The organism is Cyclobacterium plantarum (assembly GCF_011290685.1).
Lineage (GTDB): Bacteria > Bacteroidota > Bacteroidia > Cytophagales > Cyclobacteriaceae > Cyclobacterium > Cyclobacterium plantarum.
Genome location: NZ_JAANYN010000004.1, coordinates 88,246 through 109,373 on the forward strand (window position 1 = coordinate 88,246; position 21,128 = coordinate 109,373).

The 21,128-nt window shown below is 43.3% G+C and carries 14 protein-coding genes; 10 read left to right on the forward strand and 4 right to left on the reverse strand.

Annotated elements, in window-relative coordinates; genetic code table 11:
• Positions 1-11: 11 nt before the first annotated feature.
• From sufC to G9Q97_RS10665, 3 genes are all read right to left on the reverse strand, one after another.
• On the reverse strand, positions 12-773 hold the full coding sequence (gene sufC, locus G9Q97_RS10655) for a Fe-S cluster assembly ATPase SufC (protein ID WP_166146667.1): 762 nt from the start codon (positions 771-773) through the stop codon (positions 12-14).
• A gap of 15 nt (positions 774-788) precedes the next feature.
• Entirely contained in the window at positions 789-2,234 is a 1,446-nt protein-coding gene (gene sufB / locus G9Q97_RS10660; protein WP_166146669.1) for a Fe-S cluster assembly protein SufB, read from the reverse strand.
• A 253-nt stretch (positions 2,235-2,487) separates the two neighbouring features.
• Positions 2,488-2,961, reverse strand: a complete 474-nt coding sequence (locus G9Q97_RS10665) for an Lrp/AsnC ligand binding domain-containing protein (protein ID WP_166146671.1) — start codon at positions 2,959-2,961, stop codon at positions 2,488-2,490.
• A gap of 376 nt (positions 2,962-3,337) precedes the next feature.
• Here G9Q97_RS10665 and G9Q97_RS10670 point away from each other — a divergent pair, with 376 nt between their 5' ends.
• Positions 3,338-6,088: a S9 family peptidase gene (locus G9Q97_RS10670; protein WP_246255602.1), complete on the forward strand. Its 2,751-nt coding sequence runs from the start codon at positions 3,338-3,340 to the stop codon at positions 6,086-6,088.
• A gap of 171 nt (positions 6,089-6,259) precedes the next feature.
• Here G9Q97_RS10670 and G9Q97_RS10675 read toward each other — a convergent pair whose 3' ends face one another.
• Positions 6,260-7,288, reverse strand: a complete 1,029-nt coding sequence (locus G9Q97_RS10675; RefSeq protein ID WP_166146675.1) for a LacI family DNA-binding transcriptional regulator — start codon at positions 7,286-7,288, stop codon at positions 6,260-6,262.
• 359 nt (positions 7,289-7,647) lie between these two features.
• Between G9Q97_RS10675 and G9Q97_RS10680 the strand changes: the two genes are divergently transcribed.
• The 9 genes from G9Q97_RS10680 to G9Q97_RS10720 all read left to right on the forward strand — a co-directional run bounded on the left by G9Q97_RS10680 (position 7,648) and on the right by G9Q97_RS10720 (position 21,009).
• Positions 7,648-8,898 carry a DUF6807 domain-containing protein gene (locus G9Q97_RS10680; RefSeq protein ID WP_166146677.1) on the forward strand — a complete coding sequence of 417 codons (1,251 nt, stop codon included), beginning with the start codon at positions 7,648-7,650 and terminating at the stop codon, positions 8,896-8,898.
• A gap of 108 nt (positions 8,899-9,006) precedes the next feature.
• The gene (locus G9Q97_RS10685; protein ID WP_166146679.1) at positions 9,007-10,428 is read left to right on the forward strand and encodes a Gfo/Idh/MocA family protein; all 1,422 of its coding nucleotides are present in this window, start codon (positions 9,007-9,009) and stop codon (positions 10,426-10,428) included.
• Between the two features lie 32 nt (positions 10,429-10,460).
• The gene (gene uxuA, locus G9Q97_RS10690) at positions 10,461-11,621 is read left to right on the forward strand and encodes a mannonate dehydratase (RefSeq protein ID WP_166146681.1); all 1,161 of its coding nucleotides are present in this window, start codon (positions 10,461-10,463) and stop codon (positions 11,619-11,621) included.
• Positions 11,622-11,652: 31 nt separating this feature from the next.
• Positions 11,653-12,477, forward strand: coding sequence for a glycerophosphodiester phosphodiesterase (locus tag G9Q97_RS10695; RefSeq protein ID WP_166146683.1), 825 nt, complete (start codon positions 11,653-11,655; stop codon positions 12,475-12,477).
• Between the two features lie 244 nt (positions 12,478-12,721).
• Complete coding sequence (locus G9Q97_RS10700) at positions 12,722-13,975, forward strand: porin (RefSeq protein WP_166146685.1); 1,254 nt, start codon at positions 12,722-12,724, stop codon at positions 13,973-13,975.
• Between the two features lie 206 nt (positions 13,976-14,181).
• Positions 14,182-14,769, forward strand: coding sequence for an RNA polymerase sigma-70 factor (locus tag G9Q97_RS10705; protein ID WP_166146687.1), 588 nt, complete (start codon positions 14,182-14,184; stop codon positions 14,767-14,769).
• A gap of 147 nt (positions 14,770-14,916) precedes the next feature.
• On the forward strand, positions 14,917-15,888 hold the full coding sequence (locus G9Q97_RS10710) for a FecR family protein (RefSeq protein ID WP_166146689.1): 972 nt from the start codon (positions 14,917-14,919) through the stop codon (positions 15,886-15,888).
• 119 nt (positions 15,889-16,007) lie between these two features.
• Positions 16,008-19,295: a SusC/RagA family TonB-linked outer membrane protein gene (locus G9Q97_RS10715; protein ID WP_166146691.1), complete on the forward strand. Its 3,288-nt coding sequence runs from the start codon at positions 16,008-16,010 to the stop codon at positions 19,293-19,295.
• A 22-nt stretch (positions 19,296-19,317) separates the two neighbouring features.
• Positions 19,318-21,009 (forward strand): RagB/SusD family nutrient uptake outer membrane protein, encoded by a 1,692-nt coding sequence (locus tag G9Q97_RS10720; protein ID WP_166146693.1) that lies wholly within the window; start codon positions 19,318-19,320, stop codon positions 21,007-21,009.
• Positions 21,010-21,128 lie beyond the last annotated feature (119 nt).

Below are 21,128 nucleotides of genomic sequence, written 5' to 3' on the forward strand. Positions count from 1 at the left end.
CTTGTAATAGTTTAGACAGCAGTACCAGAGACCTCGTCCTTGATCCAGTCGTAACCTTTTTCTTCAAGCTCCAGGGCCAATTCTTTGGTACCCGATTTTACTATTTGCCCATTAAAAAGGACATGCACATAGTCAGGAACTATATAATCGAGAAGACGCTGGTAGTGAGTGACAACGATGGTTGCATTGTCTTTGGACTTTAACTGGTTTACTCCATGGGCTACCACCTTCAATGCATCAATATCCAATCCGGAATCCGTTTCATCCAGGATAGAAAGAGTGGGTTCCAGAACTGCCATTTGAAAAATTTCGTTTTTCTTTTTTTCACCTCCCGAAAACCCTTCATTCAAGGCCCGGCTAAGCAGTTTCTGATCAATCTCCACCAGCTTCATTTTTTCCTTCATAAGTGAAAGAAATTTTACAGCGTCCAGAGGCTCCTGACCCCTGTACTCCCTCACTTGATTTACGGCCGTGCGCAGAAAGTTAGTTGAGCTAACCCCGGGAATTTCCACGGGATATTGGAAAGCCAGAAATACGCCTTCTCTGGCCCTGTCTTCCGGACTCAGCTCCAACAAGTCTTTTCCCTTGAAGGTCACTTCTCCTGCGGTTACTTCATACTCCTCGCGACCAGCAAGTACAGAGGCAAGGGTTGATTTCCCGGAGCCATTGGGTCCCATGATGGCATGAACCTCTCCTGGCTTTATTTCCAAATTGATACCATTAAGTATGGCTGTGCCTTCTACTGAGGCATGTAAATTTTTTACTGATAACATTTTATTCTTGTTTTTTTATCCTACACTTCCTTCCAGAGTAAGTGCGAGTAGTTTTTGAGCTTCCACTGCAAATTCCATGGGCAATTGATTCAATACCTCTTTGGCATAACCGTTAACGATCAAAGCCACAGCATCTTCAGAGTCTATACCCCTCTGATTACAATAAAAGATCTGATCCTCACCGATTTTTGAAGTAGTTGCTTCATGTTCTACCTGAGCCGTGGAATTATGGATATCTATATAGGGGAAGGTGTGGGCGCCACAATTATTTCCCATGAGAAGCGAATCGCATTGGGAGAAGTTTCTTGCATTAACAGCCCTTTTCATAATTTGGACCTGACCCCTGTAGGAGTTTTGGGATTTTCCTGCAGAAATTCCCTTGGAAACTATTCTTGATTTAGTGTTTTTTCCTATATGAATCATTTTTGTTCCCGTATCCGCCTGTTGATAATTGTTGGTAACCGCTACGGAATAGAACTCACCTATGGAATGATCCCCTTTCAGAATACAAGAGGGATATTTCCAGGTTACTGCTGAACCCGTCTCCACCTGTGTCCAGGAGATTTTAGCATGATCTCCAGCACAAATGCCTCTTTTTGTCACAAAATTATAAATCCCACCTTTACCATTTTTGTCACCGGGAAACCAATTTTGAACGGTTGAATATTTTACCTCGGCATTTTCTGCAGCGTAAATCTCCACTACAGCTGCGTGCAATTGATTTTCGTCTCGTTGAGGAGCTGTACATCCCTCCAGATAGGAGACATATGATTTGTCCTCAGCAATGATTAGGGTTCTTTCAAACTGCCCTGTATTGGCTGCATTGATTCTGAAATAGGTAGACAATTCCATTGGACAGCGGACCCCTTTGGGAATGTAGCAAAAAGAACCATCTGAAAATACGGCCGAATTGAGCGCAGCAAAGTAATTGTCAGTAGCCGGAACCACTGAACCCAGGTATTTTTTGACCAATTCAGGATGTTCCTTTACAGCCTCACTGAAAGAACAAAAAATGACACCCAATTTAGATAAAGTATCTTTAAAAGTTGTACCAACCGATACGGAGTCCAGAACGGCATCTACCGCTATTCCCTGCAACCTTTTTTGTTCATTCAAAGAAATACCCAGCCTTTCATATATTTTAAGCAGCTCAGGATCAACTTCGTCAATGTTCTTGGGCTTGCTTTTTTGCTTTGGGGCTGAATAATACCTTAATTTTTGATAATCAATTTTAGGATAAGACACATTGGGCCAGGTTGGCTCTTTCATTTTCTCCCAATGTCTGAATGCTTTTAATCTCCAATCCAATAACCATTGCGGCTCTTCTTTTTTGGAAGAAATCCACCTGATGGTGTCTTCATTTAAACCCACCGGAGCCTCATCGGCTTCATAATTTACTGACCAGCCGTGTTCATATTCCTTTGAGGTAAATTCTTCTAAAATTTGATTGTCTTTGCTCATAAAAAGAGTTATTTAGACTAATTATATTTTGATGGACAAATATACAACATTAATCTATTTTTTATTGTTCGAAATGCCAGCAAATTAAAGTAAAAATTTACATTTTTTGTATGTAAATGATTAAAAATGAATAAATTATGTATATGTCAAAACGCCAAAATATCGAGTCACCGTAATTGAAAAGTGATATTAATTATTCCTAAAAACAAATAAATTTTTTATTTAGATTTAATCTTAATAATTAACTATTGTTTTATTTTTTACCCTCCAAAAGTTGAATCGGCCTGTTGATACTTTCTTCAAGTACGATTAGTGTTTCCGTACGGTCTATCCCATCCACCAATTGGATCTTGTTGAGAACATCTCGCAAATGGTTGGTGTCTTTGCAAATGATTTTGGCGAAAATACTGTAGTTTCCAGTGGTGTAGTACGCATTGATCACTTCTGCTATTTCTTTCAATCTTTCGATAACATTATCGTAAAGAGAACTTTTTTCCAGGTAGATACCTAAAAACGCAGAGATATCATAACCCAGTTTTGAGAAATCGATGTTAAGGGTTGCGCTTTTGACAATCCCCAAATCCTCTAATTTTCTCATCCGGACATGTACTGTACCCGATGAAACAAATACCTTTTTTGCAATTTCTGTAAAAGGTGTTTTGGCATCTTCGTTAAGCAAGGAAATGATTTTAAGGTCGATATTATCAATATCTAAAATTTTGTCCATTATTCTTAGAGTTAATTGTTAAATTGAAAATAAAGATCTGTTTTAATTATTGAATTGTCAAAGAATTTGCAAGCTTTTTTCTATTTTGTATAATTTCGGCAATTTGCTCATCAAATAGGCTTAATTTTAAAATGCATGAAAATAAACGTTTTGGCTGTTCCGTTTAAAAAATTAAACTTTCTTTGCTGCCTGGATTGTATTATTTTAGGTTTAAAATTAAATTTCTTTTGAAATAAAACCAGCTTTTTTAATCAAAATAACGGGTAGCATATTTATTCCGATAAACACTTAAATAAAATTAATAAAAATGATTCCTATGACTTCATTCAAGACCAAACCATTCTATTGTCTGTTCTTTATAACCTTTTTTTCAATTATGCATGTGGGATTTGGCCAGGACAGCAAGAGGCCCTTGGAGCACAGGGATTATGATGTCTGGGAATCTATCTCCCGAAGTATTATTTCAAATGATGGAAAATGGGTGGGAGTGGAAATAAGCCTTCAAGAAGCTGATGGCAGGGGTAGGTTGATCCCTTCTTCCTCTTCTTCCAATACATTTGAAATTCCCCGGCTGAAACAAATGGAATTTTCTGAAGACAGCCGCTGGGCGATAGGGCTTCTTTCTCCCGAAAAGGATTCCCTTCGGAAAATGAAACTTCTAAGGATTGAAAAAGATAAATTTCCAAAGGACACCTTGTTGTTGGTTGATCTTAAAAAATTGGAATTAAGGAAAATTCCTCACGTAGAGAATTACAAGACGCCATCAAAGAATAAAACATGGTACGCATACGAGGTCTCCCATGAAATGATTGAGTCGGAAAATAATGATGCGGAGAAGGAAAAGGAAGATGAAAAAAAATTCAATTTGCATATCGAAAGCTTTGATGGTTCCTCATCCAGATACATCGAAAATGTTTCCGCCTATGGTTTTGCAACTAATGGTACCAAACTATTTTATGTGCAAAATTTTGCGGAAGATGAAAATATGTACCTTCATCTCAAGCTTTTGAACCTGAAAACAGAACAGGAATTTACATTATCCGACAGTTTGAAGCAATATAAAAACATGGTTTTTTCGGAAGATGCCGCTCAATTTGCCTTTTTGGGAAGCAGGCAGGCTCCTTCGGATAAAAATGCGTCCTTCGATGTATTTTACAGTGAAAGTGATACGGGGCTGAAAATGGTAGTCCCTAACACAGATTGGAAAAAAGGAGATATAAGTGAACATTATCCATTGAAATTTTCCGAAGACGGAAAGCGCTTATTTTTTGGCTGGCAAAAAAAAACCAGGGAATACACCTATGAATCGGATACTACAATTCTGGATGAAGAAAGAGTAAGTCTTGACATTTGGGGATGGCAGGATGAAGAAATACAGCCCATGCAGCTTAAAAAACTGGAAGAAAAGAATAAGGAGAGTTTTGCCGCTGTTTACCTTGTTGATGCCGGACATGTTGTTTCTCTTGCCAATGCTGAAATCGGAAATTTGCATTTCAACTGGGACAAAACAGGAGATTGGGCGATTGCTCTGGATGACAGTCCCTACAGGAGAAATTACAGTTGGGATATTCAGATTGGAAAAGACCTGCGTCGGGTATCCATGGAGACTGGCAAAGCTGAATTATTGGAAAAGGAAATCATTGGTAACCCCAGAATCTCTCCCTCCGGAAAATATGCTTTTTGGTACAGTAATCCGGACAGTGCCTGGGTGGCTTATGGCCTGGAAAATAGGGAAAAGGTTTTCCTGACTGCAGGATTAGAGGATGTTTTCTACGATGATTTACACGATAGCCCTTCGTTGCCTGGTAGCAATGGTCATGGAGGATGGTCGGCAAATGATCAGTATTTTTTGGTTTATGGAAAATTTGATATATGGATGGTAGATCCAAAAGGAGTGGAACCACCCATTAACCTCAGCAATGGGCATGGTGAGGAAAATCAAATCCAATACCGGCTGCTGGACCTGGATCCCGATAAGCATTATGTGGACCTTGGGGAAGATTTGTTCCTCAGCGGTATGGATATGGAAACAATGGACAGTGGTTTTTTCCTGGCCGATCCCAGGGGAAAAAATTCACCTGAAAAACTGATTTATGGTCATGCAGCCCATTATGGATTAAAAAAGGCCAAAGACCTGAACCAATTTATTTACCAAAAATCAACATTTCAAGAATCTCCTGATATGTACCTGGCAGGTGAAAAGTTCAAGAAAAGCAAGCAACTGACCCATATCAATACCCAGCAAAAAAATATCCTGTGGGGAGATGTGGAATTGGTTGAATACCGGGTGAATGATGGAAACATGATGAATGGGTTACTTTTCAAACCAGAAGATTTCGACCCGGATAAAAAATATCCCATGATGGTATACTTTTACGAAAGAAGCTCCACTTCCCTTCACCGATACCGTTCTCCAGCACCTTCGGCTTCGGTCATCAATATCCCGTTTTTTGTAAGTAATGGCTACCTGGTGTTCGTCCCGGACATACAGTATAAGATAGGATTACCTGGTCCGAGTGCCTATGATTGTGTGGTACCCGGAGTGCAGACCATGCTGGCAAAGGGTTTTGTGGATCCGGCAAACATCGGTATCCAGGGCCAGAGTTGGGGAGGATATCAGGTAGCTTATATCATTACAAAAACAAATATGTTTAAAGCGGCCGGTGCAGGAGCTCCTGTGGCCAATATGACCTCGGCCTACGGCGGTATAAGATGGGGCACCGGTATGAGCCGCATGTTTCAATATGAGCAAACCCAGTCCAGAATTGGAGGGACGCTCTGGGAGAAACCCATGCAGTATCTCGAAAACTCCCCGATTTTTTATGCCGACAGGATCCAAACGCCTACTCTGATCATGCACAATGATGCTGATGGGGCTGTTCCCTGGTACCAGGGTATAGAATTTTTCATGGGTTTAAAACGTAACAATGTGCCTTCCTGGCTGCTGGTTTACAACGATGAAGACCATAATTTAAAGGAAAGGAAAAATAAAAAAGATTTGAGCATTCGCTTGTCACAGTTCTTTGACCACTACCTGAAGGGATCCCCTGCACCTTTATGGATGGAAGAAGGGATTCCGGCTGTAGAAAAAGGGAAAACCCTGAAATATGAATTAATCAGTGAGTAGTTGCTTTTGGAAAAACCAAATGATTTCTTTCACATGAGAATCAAATTTGCGAGGAGCTGTCCTTTAACCTTTTTTTGACATTGATTCCAATATATAAGGTCAATAACGGACCCGGGATTTTTGTACAATGGTCAGGCCCCTTAATTCGTGAAAGACTGTTTTTTCAAAAACTCAGTGCCTCCTTTTAGATGAATCCCTGATGATCAGTGCAGATCTAAGTGTAATGGTATTTGTTTTTTGAAGGATTTCCTGATTTTCATCATCCAGGTGGTTGATCAGGTTTTTCATGGCCACTTCTCCCATATGATAACTTGGATAATTTATGGTGGATATGTTGGGTTCCACCATGCGGGAAATCAAATCATTATTGAATCCCACAATAGCCAAATCTTCAGGAACCTTAATGCCTCTTTTCTTTAAAGCTATCAGGCAGCTGGCGGCGCTGGTGTCGTTAGAAACCAACAGCCCGTCCGGCCTGGGATTCAGCTTTAATATTTTTTCTACGATGCGTTCTCCTGAATCCTCGTCCAGCTCGTTGGTAAATACATTGTCTGCATTGAAGACGAAGCCGTGATCCATCAGGGCGTATTTATACCCTTTCAAGCGATCTGCATAAACATTGATTTGCAAGTTGCCCAATACATGGACGATTCTTTTACAACCTTCTTTGATAAGGTGCGCCGTTGCATCGTAAATGGCTTGGGTATTGTTAATGACGACACCCGTACAATGGTTGTTTTCCGGAACCCGGTCAAAAAACAAAACAGGAATATCTTTTTGAAAAAACGGTTGAAAATGTTCAATATTATCAGTGGTTCCGGCTTTTGAAACAAGCAGGCCATCAACACGGCTGTTGAACATTATTTTTGTATTGGAAATCTCTTTTTCCAGGGATTCCATGGATTGACTGATAATCAGGTTATACCCGGCTTGAGTCGCAATTTTTTCCATTCCGGCCAGAACGGAAGATTGAAAAGCACTGTTGAGCCTGGGCACAATAACCCCAATGCTTTTTGACCTTCTTTTACGAAGACTGGAGGCAAAAATATTGGATTGATAACCCATATTTTTTGCCGCATGGAGAATTTTATTCCTGGTAACTTCCTTCACTCTCGGGTGATTGCTCAATGCCCGGCTTACGGTAGTAGGAGACAAACCTACATCTGCTGCAATATCATAAATGGTGATTTCTTTTTTCATCAATTCACTTTAGTCCTTAGAGCAATTAATAATAGATATAATTTTAGAAGTATGCAACCGATTTCAATACATTTAATATTTGGAATAAATTATTTAAACCTAAAATTCAGCTTAAAAAAGAATAAAACACCTAATATTAACAAAATTCAAATTCAATTCCTGACCTTTCGGTTGATTTTTGGAGGAGAACTTTCCTTTTATTTGGCAGGAGTTTAACCATATTTTTTTTGACCAGAGCAATTAACATTAATAAATGGTTAATTGGAGGCATAAAATTATATGAAATCGGTTGTAACAAATTAAATATATTGATATGTTTACGTTTGTTAGAAAATGAAAAATCTCATTCCATTAAATATATGAATAAATTTAAACAGCCCATTGTTCTATTCCTATTTATTTCGTTTCCAATTATGGGCATGGCTCAAAAAATCGCCACCCTGGAAATAGAACTGCCTGCTGTGTCTACTTTTGCTTATCCGGTGTCCATTCCCCTAGATCCTATTACACACCTATCGGATTCTATGTTGACGCTGATGGAGGTAGCAGGTGAAGACCGTCGGGAGGTCCCCTTTCAGATTGATCACATTCAGGGCAGGACCCTTTACTGGTTGGTGAAGCCCATGAAGAGTGGGGAGAGAAAAAGGTCTTTTGAGATCCATAAGAAACAAAATACCCTGGATAGTGGCAGCTTGAGCATAGATCAAACCGATAAAGCCTTGATCATTAAAAAGAGCGGAAAGGATTTGTGGCAATACAATCATGCCATCGCCTACCCACCCGAAGGCGCTGACCCGGCTTATGCCCGTAGTGGTTTTGTTCATCCCATGTGGTCACCCACCGGTAAGTCACTGACCAGGATCCAACCACCAGACCATTACCATCATTATGGCCTTTGGAATCCCTGGACAAGAGCTGAATTTAAGGGAGAGACCATTGATTTCTGGAACCTAAAGGAGAAACAAGGGACGGTGCGGTTTGCCAATTTCGTTAGCAGGACAGAGGGAGCGGTTTTTGCCGGCTATAAGGTTTTGCATGAACACCTGGTGTTACAAAACAGGACTGAACCGGAGATAGCCATGAGAGAGGTTCAGGGAACCAGAATTTTTGCCCTGGATGAAGAGGAGGATTACTACCTGGCTGATATAAGTATACTGCTTAATCCTGCCACTGATCACCCTGTTATTTTGAAGGAATACCGGTATGGAAGCCTTGGATGGAGGGCTACGGAAAAATGGGACAGAACCAATAGCGAAGTGATCACTTCCGAAGGTTTGGATAGAAAGTCTGCCGATGGCAGCCTGGCAAGGTGGTGCATCGTACAGGGAGAAATCGATGAGGATTATGCGGCAGTGGTGATGATGTCTTACCCGGCCAATTATAACCATCCCGAACCCTTACGGATATGGCCGGAAGATATTTATGACCGGGGAGACATGTATGCCAATTTTGCACCAACCAAAAATATGGATTGGGATCTTCATCCCGGAAAAACGTATTTGCTGACTTACAGGTTTTTGGTTTCTTCCAAAAAAATAAGTCCGGAAGAAGCAGAAGCTGCCTGGCAGCAATTTGCACATGAACCCAAAATCACCATTCATAAAGAGTAAAAAAGTCTGGGGTTTCCAGATTATGATTTGGTCAAAAAGTAGGATCAAATATAAATCAAAAGTCAAAAAAAGCAATCAATAAACAGGATAACCAAAACGTGTGTTTCCATGAAAAAAGAAAAACAATCCAATCTTTCCAGAAGAAATTTTATGAAGTCCAGTACCAAAGGAGCATTGGCAGCTTCCCTGGCCGTTACAGGATTTCCAACTATTGTGCCGGCATCCGTTTTCGGAAAAAATGCTCCCAGTAATAAGATCAATATAGGTCAGGTAGGTTTTGGCCGGATAGCGATGACACATGATTTGCCTGAGACCATGAAAAATGACATTGCCAGGGTAATCGCTGTGGCTGACGTTGACCGGGATCGTGCGGGACAGGGCAAAAACTGGATAGAAAAATATTATGCAGACAAAACCGGCAACAACAATTACGTTGATGTAAAAGTCTTTGAAGATTACAAAGAAATGATCAACCACAAAGATGTGGATGCGGTCATTATAAGTACTCCTGATCACTGGCATGCTCAGCCAGCGATGGAGGCTGCCCTGGCGGGTAAAGACATTTACCTCCAAAAGCCCACTTCGCTAACCATTGAGGAAGGCAGAATGATGAGCGATACCATCCACAGGACCGGTGCCATTTTCCAGATAGGTAGCCAGCAGCGCTCCATGAATCCATGGCCACAGTTTAAAAGAGCTTGTGAACTGGTAAGAAACGGAAGGATAGGTAAAATAGAGAGGATTTTAGTTGGATTGCCCGGAGATCCGGCAGGCGGAAACCCGGTTGAAATGCCGGTTCCGGCTAACCTGAATTATGACATGTGGCTGGGTTCTACGCCCTGGGTACCTTATACCTTAGACAGGGTGCATTCACAGTCTGATATCCGATCCAGGCCAGGATGGCTCAGGTGCGAGCAGTTTGGTGCCGGAATGATCACCGGATGGGGAGCCCATCATCTGGACATCGCCCATTGGGGTATGGGTAAGGAGTATTCAGGTCCTGTAGAGCTTGAGGCTACAGCTTCTTTCCCTACCGAAGGGCTTTGGACTGTACACGGAGATTTTAAAGTAACGGCCAAGTACGACAATGATGTGATCATGGAAGTCAGTGGGGACTATCCCAATGGGGTAAGGTTTGAAGGTACCGAGGGCTGGATCTTCGTCGCCCGGGGCAACGTTGGGGTAACGGATAGTGATCCGGTACCCGGAGGGAAAGCCAGCGAGGCATTTAAAGCCAGCGATCAGAAAATACTTACTTCAGAAATTGGACCGGAAGAGATTCACCTTTATGCCAGTGAAGAACAGCACAAAAACTGGCTGGATTGTATTGTTTCCAGAGAACAAACCATTGCACCAGTGGAGGTGGCCCATCGTTCTTGTAGTGCCTGTCTGCTGTCCCATATCGCCATGAAACTGCCCAGGAAATTGTATTGGGACCCTGTCCGGGAAAAATTCAAAAATGACGATGAGGCAAACGCCATGCTTTCTCGTCCCAACAGGCATCCTTATGGTACGCAATACGTTCTTTAAATATTAAATACTAACAAAGATAAAAAACAAGTATGTCTTTGATTCAAAGCTGGCGCTGGTTTGGGCCGAATGATCCTGTTTCCTTGCAGGATATTCGCCAGGCCGGCGCCTCTGATGTGGTGTCTGCCCTGCATCATATTCCACACGGGGAAGTCTGGCCTCTGGATGAAATTCTGGAAAGAAAAAAAATAATTGAAGCAGCCGGACTGGTTTGGTCCGTAGTAGAATCTGTCCCGGTGCATGAATCCATAAAAACCAGGGCAAAGGATTGTGAGCAATACCTGGAAAATTACCGAAAAACATTGGATCACCTGGCACAGGCAGGAATAGGTCTGGTTTGCTACAATTTTATGCCGGTGTTGGATTGGACAAGAACCGATCTTGCCAGAGAACTTCCATCCGGAGCCAAAGCCTTGTCTTTCGATTGGGCAGATCTGGCTGCTTTTGACCTGTTTGTCTTAAAAAGAAATAGAGTCGAGGCAGAATATCCCACTTCCCTCCTGGAAAAGGCGCAGCAAAGTTGGATCGCTATGTCTCCTGAAAGGAAGCAGGAACTGTCCGACATTATCCTTATGGGAGTGCCTACGGAGAAAAGCATGACCTTAGAAGGGCTTACCGCCAGTATTTCCTTATACCAGACCATTGGAAAGGCGGGCTTGCGTGAAAACCTACTTTACTTTTTACGAAGTATACAAAGTACCTGTGAAAAAGGCGGTATTACCATGACCCTGCACCCCGATGACCCACCCTATTCCATTTTGGGTTTGCCCCGTATTGCTACCGGATTGGAAGACCTGAAATTTATTACCGAATCCATCAAGGATTCGTTCAATGGAATTTGTCTTTGCACAGGATCACTCGGCGCGGGAAAAGAAAATGATTTGCCTGCGATTACTGCAGCCATGGCCGATCGCATTCATTTCGTTCATTTGAGGAATGTCAAAAAGGATTCCCTGGGCAATTTCCATGAATCAGACCACCTGGATGGAGATGTGGACATGTATCGCGTCATGAAAATTTTGGTAAGCACAAACCGAAAGAGAGATAAACCTATTCCATTTCGACCCGATCATGGGCATCAAATGCTGGATGATTTGCAAAAACAAACTATTCCGGGTTATTCGGGTATTGGCAGGCTGAAAGGTCTGGCCGAATTGAGGGGGCTGGAATTGGCTTTGGAAAAGTACCTTTAAAAAAGCCAAATTCCCAACGGCGCCATCTGAAATGATTTACAAATTAATATTTTACACTTTTCTTCTTGTGCTAAGTACTGGTGCATTGCTGGCACAAAGTATCGAAATGCCAGATAAAGGATTTTGCGCCCATAGAGGTGCCATGGCCACACATCCTGAAAATACCATTCCCGCTTTTCTGGAAGCCTTACGAGTGGGAGCCCATATGATCGAGCTGGACGTGCAGTTTAGTAGGGACTCGGCATTGGTGCTGATGCATGATGCTACGGTAGATCGCACCACCAACGGAACTGGAGCCGTAGCTGACTTGACCTTGTCCGAACTAAGAAATCTGGATGCTGGGAGTTGGAAGGACAGTCGATTTGCCGGTACCCAAATCCCATTACTGGAGGAAGTGCTGCAGCTCATGCCCAGGAATATCTGGTTAAACATTCACATAAGAGGGGGACAATCCCTGGGATATAGCGTTGCCCGCCTGCTTGAAGAAAAGGGCAGGACTCATCAGGCATTCCTTGCCGTACAGGAACAATCGCGTCTTGGTGCCCGAAAGGCATCAGAGTCGATATTGATCTGTAATATGGAAAGGTTAAGCGGAGGTATGGATTATGTAGCTGCTACGATAAATATGGGAGCAAATTTCATTCAGCTCAGGGGAGAGATCTTTCCTGAGTTCAAGGATTATGTTCGGATGTTACATGAAAAAGGAATCAAAGTAAATTACTTTGGTTCCGATGATGTGGGAGTTTTCAAGACTCTTTTTGATTGGGGAGTAGATTTCCCCCTTGTAAACGACATTGCCGCAGCAATGGAGCAGGCCGAAAAATTTGGAATAAAGAGAATAAAACCTATCTATTGATTGAAGGCAATTTTAGTTTATGTAAAACATTTGAATTTTTTCGGGAAAGATCACAGCATTCAGTAGATAGATGGACATATCTACAAGATGCCAATCGGGCAATGGGGGATTTTTCCGGAATCCAGATATGAATATGTCTGATGGATTTTCCACAGATAACCTGCTTTTTTGATCCAAAATTAATTACGGCAATTCCGGTAATGGGTTTAATTCCTATTTTTGCGGTCAACCATTTTCATCAACCATGATCCGATCCCTTTTATCTTTACAGCTGTTTGTACTTTGTTTTATTTTTTCATGGACCTGTCAGCCCCTCAAAGCGCAGGATACCTTATCTTCAGACAGCTTACAGGCAATGATCGATGCACCTACCCAGTTTACTCAGGTGCCCTATTTTACTTTTGGGAAAGGACTTGGGCTAATTTCACCAGACAGTGTTTTTGCCTTGAATATTCGGTTTAGGATTCAAAACAGGGCGGTTTTTAATTTTAATGATGGCGACCCAGCAAATATTGAAGGGAAAGTGCGGCGACTCAGGCTTCGCTTTGACGGCTTTGTTTACCATCCCAGGGTAACCTATGTGATTCAGCTATCCTTCACTCCTGAAGACATGGACTGGGAAAGAACCCAATTTCCAAATATCCTCAGGGATGCCATGATTTTTTACAAGGTCAATAAAAACCTTACTTTGGGACTGGGACAGACCAAGCTTCCTGGAAACCGTCAAAGAGTAAACAGCTCAGGAGATTTACAATTTGTGGACCGTAGCATCGTCAACGCTACGCTCAATGTGGACAGGGACTTCGGAATCCAGGCGAAATATGCCCGCCAATTGAAAAATAAATTTCATTATGTGCTTTTGGGAGCGATCAGTACCGGGAAGGGAAGGAATTTTTTCCAGGAAGTTTCGGAGTTATCTTATACGGGAAGAATTGAACTGTTGCCCTTCGGCCTTTTCGAAGCCTTTGGGGATTACTTTGAGGGTGATTTGATGCGTGAGAAAACGCCTAAATTATCCATTGGGATGACTCTGAATCAAAATTACAATACCCTAAGGACGGGCGGTCAAATCGGAGTTTTATTGTATCAACCTACTGATATGACTACCTATATGAGTGATTGGTTGTTTAAATACAGGGGCTTTGCCTTCGCCAGTGAATTTTTGTACCGTACCTCTGAAAATCCGCTGACCTTCAATGATGAAAATGATGTAAGGTATGTTTACAATGGCCTGGGCCAAAATTTTCAGGCCAGTTATCTCTTGCCCAATGACCTGGAGTTTGCCGGAAGATACACCCGCCTGAATCCAAGAGGGCAGGTCAGGCTTTATGAACCCGATTTACAGCACATTACAGTTGGACTTACAAGATACCTTCGGGGTCACAGATTAAAGCTCCAGAGCGATTTTACCTATGAGTTATTAGGAACTTACGGTGAAAGGCCAAACCCTGCAAGGAATAATTTCATTTGGCGGTTTCAGGTGGAATTAGGTATTTAAAATCCCGATTTACGGCTTAGGGTACATCTTACTGGTAACCTTTGCTTCACTGCATTTCCCGGTATTATCGGCCATTCAGGAGGGGGATCCTTTTTTGCGCTACAAAAACTTTTGGGATTTGAAGAAAATGGTGATGATCCGTTATTTTTAAACTTTACCATTTTTTGATTCGCAAAAAAACTCTAAATTGATGTTCTTTGACAAGCATGTCCCCAACCAAAATAACCGATAAAGCCCTATGTGAGGCCTTGTGTCAGCAAGACAGAAAAGCCTTTGATACCATTTACGAAAGGTATTGGAAGCGATTATATAGGTATGCCTTCAAGATTCTGGAAGACCAGTTGGCTTGCGAAGATATTGTTCAGGAAGTTTTTTTAAGTTTATGGGAAAGCGCCCAAAGTAAAGAAATAGTTCATCTGGAGGCTTATTTGTTCCGGGCAGTCAAATTTCAGGTGTTGAATATGATCCGGAACCTGAAGCAAACATCAGATTTGGAAACTATTTTTTTACATCTTCCCGACCAACTTGGAGCAGATCATTTTGTGAAATATGAAGAGGTAGATAATATATTGAAAAGGAGTGTTCATGCGCTTCCTGAAAAGTGCAAAGAGGTATTTCGGTTGAGTCGGGATGCAGAATTGTCCAACCAGGAAATCGCCATGCTGATGAATATCTCAGTGAGAACGGTGGAAGCCCATTTATATAAAGCGTTAAAATCCATTAAAAAAAATCTTGGCCAAATATATGTATGGTTGTGTCTGATTTCGGATGGTCTTATTTTACTTATATTTTGAATTAATTAATATTTATACCATTTAATTCTTTTTATATCTTTTCTGTCTTAGCTAAAATTGGCTGTTTCTCCATTTTATATTTTTTTTTTCGCCTTGCATGTAAGTGTTTTCCAGATTAAGGGTACTTTCCTTTAGAAGCTATATGATATGGAGAAAAGAGAATTCCTCAGGCTGCTTAGAAAAAGAAACAAGGGTGAGCTGGATCAAATAGAAGAAGCAAAACTGCTCCGAATTATGGACCAGCTTCAGCACCGGGAGTTGGACTGGGAAATGGAAACTCGCGAAGAAACAGAAATCAAATACAGAATAAAATCGGCAATCTATGAACGCCTTAATACCCGAAATGCTTCCCCACATTTCGGTTGGGGAAAAATAAAATGGGCTGCATCACTTTTGTTATTTATGGGCCTGGCCTTCCTGATCTACCAGGTGCAGGATACCAAACCTGGCATTGAATGGGAGGAAAGGACCACCAATGAACGGCAAAAGGCTACCATCACGCTTCCGGATGGCAGCATAGCCTATTTAAATACCAATACCACCCTGAGATTTCCCAAAAGATTTATCAATGGAAAGAGGGAAGTCGAGCTGCTTGGTGAGGCTTTTTTTCAGGTGGTAAAACAGAATGGAGCATCCTTTGGAGTGAATAGCCAGGGGATAAAAACGGTAGTGTTAGGAACGGCATTTAATGTCAGGGCACATCAGGATTCGGCAGTAAGGGTGGCGGTGCAAAGTGGAAAGGTAGCTGTTTTTCATCAGGATTCGGACATTAAGGAGCCTGGGCTGGAGCTACTCCCCAGGCAAATGGCCACAGCCAATCCTGATGTCGAAAGCTTTATTGTGGAGGAAATGGATTCAGATTCCTTTCTGGATTGGAAAGCAAAATCCATATCCTTTGATATGGAACCCTTTGATGAAGTGATACAGCGGCTTGCTTCCATATACAATTACAAGGTCGAGTTGGTAGGAAAGGGAATGGATCAATGTCAGATCAAGGCGACCTATGCCAATGGGAACTTGTTTGCCGTATTGTACGGACTGAAAAATCTGGCGGAATTTGAAGTGGAAAACACCGGTGAAAGGGCACTGAAAATAACCTATAAAAAATGTAAAATTTAAAAATTAACAGCCTATGTGATAAGCGCAAATTACATTCAAAAAAATCCGGAACTGCTGCAACAGTCCCGGACCGGAATTGGTGGTGAAACCACCTTGTTTAACAATAAACAATTAAAATTATGAAAAATAATTTACTAAGGCTAATTGTGCTTTACTCCAAACAAACCTTAAAGTATTTTCTGTTACAATTACTTGTTATTCAGGTAATTATGGCAGAAACAGGTTCCAGTCAGAGCATGGAGGACTATCATGTCCAATTACAAAGCAAAAACCAGAAACTGGTCAACGTGTTGGCAGATCTGGAGCGGCAGACCGATTTTGTGTTTGCCTACAACCAGGAGGTGGAAAGGGACAGGTCCCGAATTACCCTCAATTTATCTACAGACCTTAAAACCATGCTTAAAAAAATCACCGAACAGGTCGATTATGATTTCAAGCGGGTAAACGAACAGATTTATGTGGTAAAGAGTGAGGTTAGGATGGTATCTTCTGAGACAAGCCGAATGCGGGTTGATAACAGAAAATGGCTGGATATCGAAATATCCGGAACAGTAACTGACCAAAATGGCGATCCCATTCCAGGTGCAACGATCTCCATTCCGGGGACATCTGTTGGGACCGTTACCGACCTGAATGGAAATTACAGATTAAATGTACCTGACGGAGCTACGGTAGTGTTTTCTTTCATTGGTTACCAATCGAAGCGCATTGAAATTGGTGATCAAAGTATATTAAATGTAATTTTGATGCCCGATGTTACCTCGCTCGAGGAAATTGTGGTGGTTGGTTACGGCACCCAGGAGAAAAAGGACATTACCGGGTCGGTTGCATCCGTGAAAAGCGATGACTTCAACAAAGGTATTATGAACTCCCCTGGACAGCTTTTGCAGGGCAAAGTAGCTGGTGTCAATGTAACTTCTTCCAGCGGCGCCCCCGGCAGTGGGCAGCGGATCGTCATCCGCGGACAGGGTAGCATCAGGCAGGGTACCGGCCCCTTGTTTGTAGTTGACGGTTTTCCCCTGGGACTTGCGGGTACGGGAGGTGCAGACAGTCCTTTGAATTTTTTAAATCCTGAAGATATCGAGTCGATCGACGTGTTGAAAGACGCTTCCGCAACTGCCATATATGGTGCCCGTGGTGCCAATGGTGTCGTAATTATCACCACAAAGAAAGGCTCGGCAGGTGTCTCTAAAGTTTCCGTGAATAGCAATTTCGGTGTATCCAACATGGCGAGAGAGATACCCGTCTTTTCTGCGGACGAGTTTCGTCAACAGGTCAATGCAGTGGAAGGTATATTGGAAGATAGGGGTGGCAATACCTATTGGCAGGATGAACTGACGCGGACTGCGTTTACCAACGACCATAACATGGTTTTTCAGGGAGGAAGCCAGAATTTTAATTATCGGGCATCGCTCGGGTATCTCGATCAGCAGGGTATTGTCCTCAATACCGGGTTCAAAAGATACAGCGGAAGGATCGGGGCCACACAAAAATTATGGGATGGTCGGTTAAGTATAGATTTCAATCTTGGTTCAAGCATTGAAAAAGGTGAAAATGCACCACAAGGTCGCCTGGTTTCTGAAATGCTGGAATTCAACCCCACCTATCCCGCTCGCGACGCCAATGGCGATCCGGTTAGATATCCGGACCTGATGAATCCGCTATATACCGCAGAATTGTATACGAACTTCAGAGAAACGAGGCGCACGCTTTTAAGTATTTCACCTTCCCTTGAAATAATGGAAGGTCTGGTGTACAAAGTAAATTTAGGATATGACACCCGATCAAGTGCTTCTGATAATCAAAACATGCCCAACATGGACCCATTTGAAGAAGGGCGTTTGGAGCAGGGGTTCTCAGATGGTGAAAACACACTGATCGAAAATTATTTGACCTACAATTTCGGTATTGGAACCGACCATGGCTTTACCGTAATGGCCGGACACTCCTACCAAAGAATCTACAACAGGTCGAGATTCTGGAGCGTGGATCTTTTCAGCGACAATGGTATAGAACCACGCTATAATCCCGGTCTTGGGCAGCGGTTGAACCTGGTGGACAACCCCCCGGGTGGATCGGCCAATATCAATGAGCTGCAGTCGTTTTTCGGAAGAGCCAATTACGATTTCCGGGACAAATACATGGTTACGGCAACAATTCGTGCAGATGGATCCTCCAAATTCGGGGCGAACAATAAGTACGGGACATTCCCCTCATTTGCAGCCGGTTGGCGATTGTCCGAGGAGGCATTTTTGCAGTCGTCACCGTTTAGCGAGTTGAAACTCCGGGTTGGTTGGGGGCAGACCGGTAATCAGGAAATTCCCAACAAGATCACGAAGGCATCGTACACTACGCGGATATCGAACCAGGATAGCTACCCCCTGGGTGGGCAGGAGCCACCCTACACAGCCGGAACGGCCTTTGTTCGACTGGCAAATCCCGACCTGCAGTGGGAGGTTTCTACGCAAACGAATGTGGGCGTTGATTTTGAGTTGTTCGAAGGCGCACTCTCAGGAACAGTAGATTATTTCAATAAGGTCTCCAATAATATCTTATTAGAAGTGAAGCCACCAGACCCAATTCAGCCTGCCACGGATTACTGGACCAATGTCGAGGATATGCGGATAATCAACAAGGGTCTGGAGATTGCACTGAATTATCAAAAACGCACTGAGGGTGGATTAACTTACAGCATTGGGGGTAATGCTACGTTCATCAACAATGAGGTGCAGGACTCGCCCTTCACGATCGTAACAACAGGTAGTGCGGAGGGATCGGGACTTACAGGTGCCACAATAAACGGTTTGATCAATGGTCATCCGATCGGTACTTTTTACATGCAAAGGTTCATTGGTATAGGCTCGGATGGCTTATCGATATTTGAGGATTCTGAAGACGGCGGGCGAATGGTTGTAGGCAGCGCCTTGCCGGATATGACCTATAATTTCTTCCTGAATTTCAATTACAAGAATTTTGACCTCGGCATGAATTTCAACGGCGTATCAGGCAATATGGTTTACAACAATACGGCGATGAATAAATTCTACAAGGCAAAATTAGCTAACTCCCTCAATACGACCGATAAAGCTGTGGAGTTTCCCGAAGAGAGTACCATCAATTCTTCGTCCGTTTCTACAAGGTATCTGGAAAATGGTTCCTTCTTTCGCCTGAACAATATGACCTTGGGGTACAATTTCAATACCGATGCCCTCGGTATCGCAAGTTGGGCGAAAGAATTGCGCTTATCGTTGACTGGACAGAATCTATTCCTCATCACAGAATACACGGGGTTTGATCCGGAAGTGAATCAGGATCGCTCGGTGGATGGGATTCAGTCGGCCGGGATCGACCTGAACGGTTATCCGCGGGCCAGGACATTTGTTATGTCGCTCAACGTATCTTTTTAATTAACCAAAAGTGAATAGTACCATGAAAAATACTATAAAACTAATCGTATTTACAATTGCGGTGTTAATTGGCAGTTGTACGGACCTTCAGGAGCAGATCCTGGATGAATCTCTAAGTGGTGGGGGGCAGGAAAGTGATCTCGTGCGAGGGGTTGTAGCGCCGGCCTACGGTATGTTGCCGGAGTTCTACAGGCATACAAGGTATTTTGCCGTGCAGGAAATAACCACCGATGAGGCGATCTTGCCGTATCGTGGTGGAAGGGACTGGGGCGACAACGGCATCTACCTCGAATTGCACCAGCATACCTGGGGTCCTGTACACAGCAATATCCAGCAATGCTGGGATTACCTCACCGTGATGATTTCCAGGACGGTCACGGCAATCAACATACTGACGCCCCTGGTGGAATCCGACCCTGAAGCCAGGGTGTTCCTCGCGGAGGTAAGAGCCCTCAGGGCTTTTTACAATATGATTGTTCTCGATCTTTGGGGCATCACATTCAAGAAGGATGATGCAGGGGCACTGTCTGAAATTCTCCGTGGAAACGATGCGGTAGAATATATCCGGACTGAATTTGAATCAGTTGTACCAGATCTGAGAACAGATGTTGGCCCCGGAAGACTCACCAAGGGCGGTGTGTATGGCTTGTTGGCCCGCTTGCATCTGAATGCTGCGGTGTGGCGCGATCCGTATGCTGCCAGCTTTAACTTCACTGAAGCTGATATGATTAAGGTTATTGATTACAGTAACATGGTCATTAACGATGGCCAATACAGCCTGTCCGCGGAGTTCTTCGCCAATTTTAATAATGATAATCATGACAATCCGGAGCTGGTATTTGCAGTCGATCAGCGACCGGATCTGAATGGACACAACCGGATGTCCTATTTCTCCATGTCGGACAATTTTTACGGTAATCCGCTGTTTCCGAGAGGCAATGGTACAGATGGGCCGGGAATAACGCCTGACTGGTACCAGTCCTGGGAGCAGGCCTACGGCGATACGGATCCTGCCGAGGCTGATGCCCGGTTCTATTGGGAAAGAATGGTCATCCCGGCCGATTCTGCCATCGCCGCGGACGATTTTGAGGTCAATCGCGGTATTTATCGTGGATTACAATATGGATTGCAAAATACGGGAAGAAGGTTGCCATTCATCCAGACAGCTGATGGCAGGTACAAGATAGGGCCGTTGCGCGATTGGCGGCGCGCGGAAGAAAATGCTTTTGTAGATTTTACCGAGGAGATCAACTTCACTGCGGAGGGCAGCGACTATAATACCGGTTTCAGGGTTGAAAAATATCAGTGGAGCAAGTCTTCAGATGATGGCCGAAACAAAGGAGAAGCCGACCTGGTGATCCTGCGTCTGGCCGATTGCTACCTGATGCGCGCCGAAGCTAAACTGCGTATGGGCGATACAGGTGGAGCCTTGTCGGATGTCAACCTGGTGCGGGCTTCCCGGACCGCTAGACCTTCAGTTACGCCGCCACCCCTCACATCGATGGACCTGGATCTCCTTTTCCGCGAGCGTGGCTTTGAATTTTACTGGGAGCATCAGCGGCGTACGGATATGATCCGTTTCGGTAAGTATGAAGATACCTGGACCGAGAAAACGGACAGCGACGTACAGAAGCGGATATTCCCGATTCCGCAGTCTGCAATCGACGGCGCTTCAGCAGCCGAAGGATACCTGGTGCAGAACCCAGGCTACTAAGAAAGCAAGATCCCATGGGATAGACCACAAACAAAAAGGCAGACGGATTACCGTCTGCCTTTTTGTTTGCCCTGTATGCAAACCTATCCGGCAGCTCGAGAGAAAGCTGCGCCAGCTGA

Excerpts from the sequence above, each read along its gene's own strand:
- G9Q97_RS10675 (WP_166146675.1), bottom strand. The coding sequence starts at position 7,288 with ATGAAAAAAGAAATCACCATTTATGATATTGCAGCAGATGTAGGTTTG.
- G9Q97_RS10670 (WP_246255602.1), top strand. The coding sequence starts at position 3,338 with ATGCATGTGGGATTTGGCCAGGACAGCAAGAGGCCCTTGGAGCACAGG.
- G9Q97_RS10680 (WP_166146677.1), top strand. The coding sequence starts at position 7,648 with ATGAATAAATTTAAACAGCCCATTGTTCTATTCCTATTTATTTCGTTT.
- G9Q97_RS10710 (WP_166146689.1), top strand. The coding sequence starts at position 14,917 with ATGGAGAAAAGAGAATTCCTCAGGCTGCTTAGAAAAAGAAACAAGGGT.
- sufB (WP_166146669.1), bottom strand. The coding sequence starts at position 2,234 with ATGAGCAAAGACAATCAAATTTTAGAAGAATTTACCTCAAAGGAATAT.
- G9Q97_RS10715 (WP_166146691.1), top strand. The coding sequence starts at position 16,008 with ATGAAAAATAATTTACTAAGGCTAATTGTGCTTTACTCCAAACAAACC.
- G9Q97_RS10685 (WP_166146679.1), top strand. The coding sequence starts at position 9,007 with ATGAAAAAAGAAAAACAATCCAATCTTTCCAGAAGAAATTTTATGAAG.
- G9Q97_RS10665 (WP_166146671.1), bottom strand. The coding sequence starts at position 2,961 with ATGGACAAAATTTTAGATATTGATAATATCGACCTTAAAATCATTTCC.
- G9Q97_RS10720 (WP_166146693.1), top strand. The coding sequence starts at position 19,318 with ATGAAAAATACTATAAAACTAATCGTATTTACAATTGCGGTGTTAATT.
- G9Q97_RS10700 (WP_166146685.1), top strand. The coding sequence starts at position 12,722 with ATGATCCGATCCCTTTTATCTTTACAGCTGTTTGTACTTTGTTTTATT.
- G9Q97_RS10705 (WP_166146687.1), top strand. The coding sequence starts at position 14,182 with ATGTCCCCAACCAAAATAACCGATAAAGCCCTATGTGAGGCCTTGTGT.
- sufC (WP_166146667.1), bottom strand. The coding sequence starts at position 773 with ATGTTATCAGTAAAAAATTTACATGCCTCAGTAGAAGGCACAGCCATA.
- G9Q97_RS10695 (WP_166146683.1), top strand. The coding sequence starts at position 11,653 with ATGATTTACAAATTAATATTTTACACTTTTCTTCTTGTGCTAAGTACT.
- uxuA (WP_166146681.1), top strand. The coding sequence starts at position 10,461 with ATGTCTTTGATTCAAAGCTGGCGCTGGTTTGGGCCGAATGATCCTGTT.